At 64.4% G+C, this 5,980-nt stretch carries 4 protein-coding genes; all 4 read right to left on the bottom strand.

Annotated elements, in window-relative coordinates:
• Nucleotides 1-101 precede the first annotated feature (101 nt).
• Genes fdhE through fdnG form a run of 4 tightly spaced genes read right to left on the bottom strand, consistent with a single transcriptional unit; the run spans nt 102 to nt 5,704 of the window.
• Nucleotides 102-1,028, bottom strand: a complete 927-nt coding sequence (gene fdhE, locus PMI38_RS17850) for a formate dehydrogenase accessory protein FdhE (RefSeq protein WP_008096742.1) — start codon at nt 1,026-1,028, stop codon at nt 102-104.
• A gap of 4 nt (nt 1,029-1,032) precedes the next feature.
• Nucleotides 1,033-1,689, bottom strand: coding sequence for a formate dehydrogenase subunit gamma (locus PMI38_RS17845; protein ID WP_008096740.1), 657 nt, complete (start codon nt 1,687-1,689; stop codon nt 1,033-1,035).
• The gene (gene fdxH, locus PMI38_RS17840) at nt 1,686-2,636 is read right to left on the bottom strand and encodes a formate dehydrogenase subunit beta (protein WP_008096738.1); all 951 of its coding nucleotides are present in this window, start codon (nt 2,634-2,636) and stop codon (nt 1,686-1,688) included. The genes PMI38_RS17845 and fdxH overlap by 4 nt, the downstream gene beginning before the upstream one ends.
• Nucleotides 2,636-5,704, bottom strand: coding sequence for a formate dehydrogenase-N subunit alpha (gene fdnG / locus PMI38_RS17835; protein WP_157214877.1), 3,069 nt, complete (start codon nt 5,702-5,704; stop codon nt 2,636-2,638). The genes fdxH and fdnG overlap by 1 nt, the downstream gene beginning before the upstream one ends.
• Nucleotides 5,705-5,980 lie beyond the last annotated feature (276 nt).

Raw genomic sequence — 5,980 nt, 5'->3', positions numbered from 1 at the left:
GCCGGCTCCCACAGGTACCCCGCCGCCTTGGAGCGCAGTGGTGATCCTGTGGGAGCCGGCTTGCCGGCGATAGGGGCGACTCGATCTTGCAGTGTAGACACTCACCCACCACCTGGTGCGAGCATCAGGTTCGGTGCCAGGCGATGGAAGCCCTCCTCGTCCAAACGGATATCCAGCGCGAGGCTGGCGAGGTCATCGGCCAGCGGTTCGGCTGCGGCATCGTTCTCCAGATAATTCTGCTTCAGGTAGCTATTGCACCCTGGGCAGCACTCGGCCTGCAACGGCGCCTTGCCGGGCGCATGGCGATCATCTTCCAGGCTGGTGTAGCGCAGATCCTTGCTCGACTCGCAATACACGCACTTGACCCGCACCACATGCCATTCGCAGGCACACAGTGAACAGGCCAGGTAACGCAAACCGTTGTGCTTGCCGCGATTGCGCACCACCCCGGCCATGGCCGGCGAACCGCAAGCGGGACACTGGGCCAGGCTGTCGGCAGGCTTCAGTTCAGGCGCGGGCAGCGCCAGCAGCCAGCTGGACCAGGCCGCTTGCAAGGCGGCGCCAATGAACGGCACCAGCTCTGCCGGCACCGCATCATATTGGCCAGCGAGCAAGGCGATACCCCAACCCTTGCGCTGGCTGTCGTCACTCCCTCGCAGCCGGTGCAGCGCCTCGCCCAGCGGGCCGCTGGTTTCATCATCGAAGTGTGCGAGCAATGCCTGCAACCAGACCAGCCACGGCCCTTCACGCACCAGGCTGTCAGCCGCCAGCGGCGGCAGCCCATGACTTATGCACAGGCGCTGGCGCTCCTCGGCCACCGGCAAGGCACCGGGTGGGTTATCCACAAGCTGCTGCTGGACGCGGCACAGCCGCGCGACCAGCTTCAGGTACCGGCCCAGCGCATTGCCCTCGGCCAGATGCACCAGGCGGGCGGCGCGCAGTTCGAACAGGTTGGCGGGCGGCAGATGCAGAAACGGCGGCATCACGGCCGACGCTTCGATCTGCCCGGGTTCGAGTATCGTGCTCAAGCGTTCATCCTTCTTTACGTCCGTGCGGGTGTGGCGGCTTGTCGTCCGTCACTTCGCGGTACCACAACTCATGGTGCTTGCGCGCCCAGGGGCGGCTGACCCAGCCATGCAGCATGGCGCCGATCGAGCCCTTGATCCAGATGCCGGCGTAGATGTGCACGATGATGCTGAGGATCAGCACGAACGCCGCCAGGGCATGGAGCAAGGTGGCCAGGCGAATGACGCCGATTTCGAAGTAAAGGCTGAAGTACGCGCGCCAGATCACCACGCCGCTGATCAGCAGCACCAGCATGCACACGAGCAGGGTCCAGAACAGCAACTTCTGCCCGGCGTTGTACTTGCCGATGGGGGGGACGCCGTCTTCCCGGTTCACCATCACCCGGTCGATGCGGCGCAACCACAGGCGGTCGTTGGCGGTGATGAAGTTGGCCCGCCAGAAGCGAAACACCAGGCCCAGGAAGAACACGAACATCGCCACACCCAGGAACGGGTGCAGGATGCGCGTCCAGGGGCCGCCACCGAACAGATGGCTGAGCCAGAACAACGCCGGGTGGAACAGCGCCAGCCCGGACAGCCCGGCGAGGATGAACAGGATGGCGACGATCCAGTGGTTGGTCCGCTCGTTGGCGGTGTACCGCAGTATTGGCTTCTTGTCGTTCATGGCCGCTGCTCCCCTTGCCCGCCGGGCCGATTGGGGTCATAGACATGGACCGCCGGGTCCACCTGATGCACGCTGTCGTCCGGCGGCGTGGGGTGTTCATCCTCCTCGACCCGTTGCGGGCCGATCCGCACGTAGTGGAAGAATCCGGCCAAAACCGCCGCGCCCATGGCCAACAGCGCCAGCGGCTTGGTGAAGCCTTTCCACAGGCCCACCAGCGGGCTGATCACGGGTTGGTCCGGCAGGCCTGCATACAGCCTGGGCGTATCGGCGTGGTGCAGCACATACATGACGTGGGTGCCGCCGACGCCGTCCGGGTCGTACAACCCGGCGTTGTCGAAGCCCCGCGACTTGAGGTCGACGATGCGCTCGGCGGCATGCACCTTCATCTCGTCCTTGCTGCCGAAGACGATCGCCCCGGTCGGGCAGGTTTTCACGCAGGCCGGCTCCAGGCCCACGCTCACGCGGTCGGAACACAGGGTGCACTTGTACGCCTTGTGGTCCTTCTGCGAGATGCGCGGGATGTTGAACGGGCAGCCGGTGATGCAATACCCGCAGCCGATGCAATGGTCCTGGTTGAAGTCGACGATGCCGTTGGCGTGCTTGATGATCGCCCCCGGACTCGGGCAAGCCTTCAGGCAACCTGGGTCGGCGCAGTGCATGCAGCCATCCTTGCGGATCAGCCACTCCAGGTTGCCGTCGTCGCGCTCGTGCTCGGTGAAGCGCATCAAGGTCCAGGTCTCGGCGGAGAGGTCCTGGGGGTTGTCGTAGGTGCCGTGGTTGTGGCCGACCTCGTCACGCAGTTCGTTCCACTCCGAACACGCCACCTGGCAGGCCTTGCAGCCGATGCACTTGGTGGTGTCGATCAGCTTGGCGACTTCCTGCTGCTGGCGTACCGAAGGCGGTACGGTGGTGGTGGCCGAGCGGGCGATGATGTCTTGGCTGGCCATCAGATTTTCTCCACTTTGACGAGGAACGACTTGGACTCCGGCGTCTGCGTGTTGCCATCACCCAGGAACGGCACCAGGGTGTTGGTCAGGTAGCCGTGCCGCGTCGCGCCGGTGAAGCCCCAGTGCAACGGGATGCCGATCTGGTGCACGGTCTGGTTGTTGACCTGCAGCGGACGAATCCGCTTGGTCACCACCGCCACCGCCTCGATATGCCCGCGCTTGCTCGACACCCGCACCCGGTCACCGGCCTTGATGCCCTTCTCATTGGCCAGCACCTCGCCGATCTCGACGAACTGCTCGGGCTGGATGATTGCGTTGAGGGGGCAGTGCTTGCTCCAGAAGTGGAAGTGCTCTGTCAGCCGGTACGTGGTCGCCGCATAGGGGAACTCGTCGTGCGTGCCGAGGGTGTCCCACACCGAATCGAAGATCCGCCCGGCCGGGTTGCTGGTGGCCTTCTTGTTCTGCGGATGCAACGGGTTGATGCCGATGGGCGTCTCGAACGGCTCGTAGTGCTCGGGGAACGGGCCTTCGGCCATCTTGTCGATGGCAAAGAACCGCGCCACGCCCTCGGGGTTCATGATGAACGGGTTCATCCCGGCTTCCGGTGGCGAGTCGACCTTGAAGTCGGGCACGTCGGTGCCGGTCCAGGCCTTGCCGTTCCACCACACCAGGCGCTTCTTCTCCGGGTCCCATGGCTTGCCCTGCGGGTCGCTGGAGGCACGGTTGTAGAGGATGCGCCGGTTGGCCGGCCAGGCCCAGGCCCAGTTCTGCACCTGGTGCATGCCGAACGGGTCGCTGTTGTCTCGGCGCGCCATCTGGTTGCCCTGCTCTGTCCAGCTGCCGGCGAAGATCCAGCAACCCGACGCGGTACTGCCGTCGTCCTTGAGCTGGCCGAAGCCCGCCAGTTGCTGCCCTGCCTTGATCACCGCACCAGTCGGGTCGGTGACATCGGCGACCGCCCAGCCGTTCATCTCCTTGGCCAGCTCTTCCGGGGAAGGCTCTTCAGGGATCTTGTACGGCCAGTGGATGTTCATCATGGCATCCGGGTAGGCGCCACCCTCGGTCTGGTAACGGTGGCGCAGGCGCAGGAACAGCTCGCTCATGATCTGCACATCGGTGCGGGTTTCACCCGGGCCATCGGCGCCCTTCCAGTGCCACTGCAGCCAGCGGCTGCTGTTGACCAGCGAGCCGTCCTCCTCGGCAAAGCAGGTGGTGGGCAGGCGGAACACCTCGGTCTGGATGTTGGCCGTGTCGACATCGTTGAACTTCCCGGCGTTGCGCCAGAACTCCGAGGTCTCGGTGGCCAGCGGGTCCATGATCACCAGCCACTTGAGCTTGCCAAGGGCGGCGGTGACGCGGTTCTTGTCCGGCAGCGCGGCGATCGGGTTGAAGCCTTGGCACATGTAGCCGTTGACCTTGCCCTGGCTCATCATCTCGAACATGCGCAGCACGTCGTAGGCCGGCACGTCGAGCTTGGGCAGCCAGTCGTAGCCCCAGTTGTTTTCCGCCGTGGCATTGGCGCCGTACCAGGCCTTCATCAGGCTGACGTGGAACTTGCCGTAGTTCTGCCAGTAGGACAGTTGCCCCGGGCGCAGGGGTTTGGAGGCGCGCTTGTCGATGTAGGTGGCGTAGTCCTGCTCGGCATCGCCGGCCAGGGTCAGGTAACCCGGCAACGAGTTCGACAACAGGCCCAGGTCGGTCAGGCCCTGGATGTTGGAGTGCCCGCGCAAGGCGTTGACCCCACCGCCCGGCATGCCGACGTTGCCCAGCAGCAACTGGACCATCGCCGCACTGCGGATGATCTGCGCGCCGATCGAATGCTGCGTCCAGCCCAGTGCATAGAGGATCGTCATGGTCTTGCCCGGGGTCGAGCAGGTGGCGATCTCTTCCCAGATCTTGAGCATGGCGTCCTGCGGCATGCCGCAGGTCATGCTGGCGATTTCCGGGGTGTAGCGGCTGTAATGCTGCTTCATCAGCTGGAACACGCAGCGCGGGTGCTGCAGGGTCGGGTCGACCTTGGCGAAACCGTCCTCGCCCAGCTCGTAGCCCCAGCCCGACTTGTCGGCATACACGCGCTTGGCCTCGTCGTAGCCGCTGAACAGCCCGTCCTCGAAGCCATAGTTCTCTTTGACGATGAACGACACGTCGGTGTAGTTGCGCACGTATTCGTGCTGGATCTTGTCGTTGCTCAACAGGTAGTTGATCAGCCCGCCCATGAAGGCGATGTCGGTACCGGTACGGATCGGCGCGTAGTAGTCCGCCACCGAAGCGGTACGGGTAAACCGCGGGTCGACCACGATCAGCCGCGCCTTGTTGTGCGCCTTGGCCTCGGTCACCCACTTGAAGCCGCACGGGTGCGCTTCTGCTGCGTTGCCACCCATCACCAGGACCAGATTCGCGTTGGCGATATCTGACCAGTGGTTGGTCATGGCGCCACGGCCATACGTCGGGGCAAGACTTGCCACCGTCGGGCCATGTCAGACACGTGCCTGGTTATCGAACCCCAGCATGCCTGTTGCGCGGACGACCTTGTGGGTCAGGTAGCCTGCCTCGCTGGAGGCGGCGGAGGCAGCGAGGAAACCGGTGGTTAGCCAGCGGTTGACCGTCTGCCCCTGGGCGTTCTTCTCGATGAAGTTGGCGTCGCGGTCCTGCTTCATCAGGTCGGCGATGCGGTCGAGCGCCTCGTCCCATTCGACCCGTACCCATTCCTTGCTCCCCGGCTTGCGTACCTCGGGGTACTGCAGGCGGCTGGGGCTGTGGATAAAGTCGAGCAGGCCGGCGCCTTTCGGGCACAGGGTGCCGCGGTTGACCGGGTGGTCGGCATCGCCTTCGATGTGGATGATGTTCTGTTTGACGTTTTTGCCCGCATCGCCCTGGCTGTACATGATCAGGCCGCAGCCGACCGAGCAGTAGGGACAGGTGTTGCGGGTTTCTTTGGTGTGCGCCAGCTTGAAGTGACGCACCTGCTCGGCGAACGCAGGCGTCGGGGCCATGCCCAACGCTGCCAGGCTCGAGCCTCCAAGGCCGACGGCGGCGACCTTGAAGAACTGCCGACGGTTGAGGTCCATCGTGCACTCCTGATCAGGTGTGTGGACGCACGGAACATGGCCGGCGTCTCTTGCGTAGTCACGGTGGCGACTTTTTGATGGCCGCCAATAGGTAAGACTAGTCAAGAAACGGGAAGGTGCGATGACTTAGGTCAGGGGTGTGGGATGTTGGGCATGGCTGGCGGGTGTTTTGGGCTGCCACGTGCCTGTCTAGGGTCTTGTGATGGTGCGCGAATCGAGCGCCGCCCGCGCGGCGCATCGCGAGCAAGCTCGCTCCTACATTTGTTGCAACGTGCC

Origin of the sequence: Pseudomonas sp. GM84 (assembly GCF_000282535.1) — a bacterium.
Taxonomy (GTDB): Bacteria; Pseudomonadota; Gammaproteobacteria; order Pseudomonadales; family Pseudomonadaceae; genus Aquipseudomonas.
Note: the sequence above shows the minus strand (reverse complement) of the source record. Positions and strands in the feature narration are given on the sequence as shown.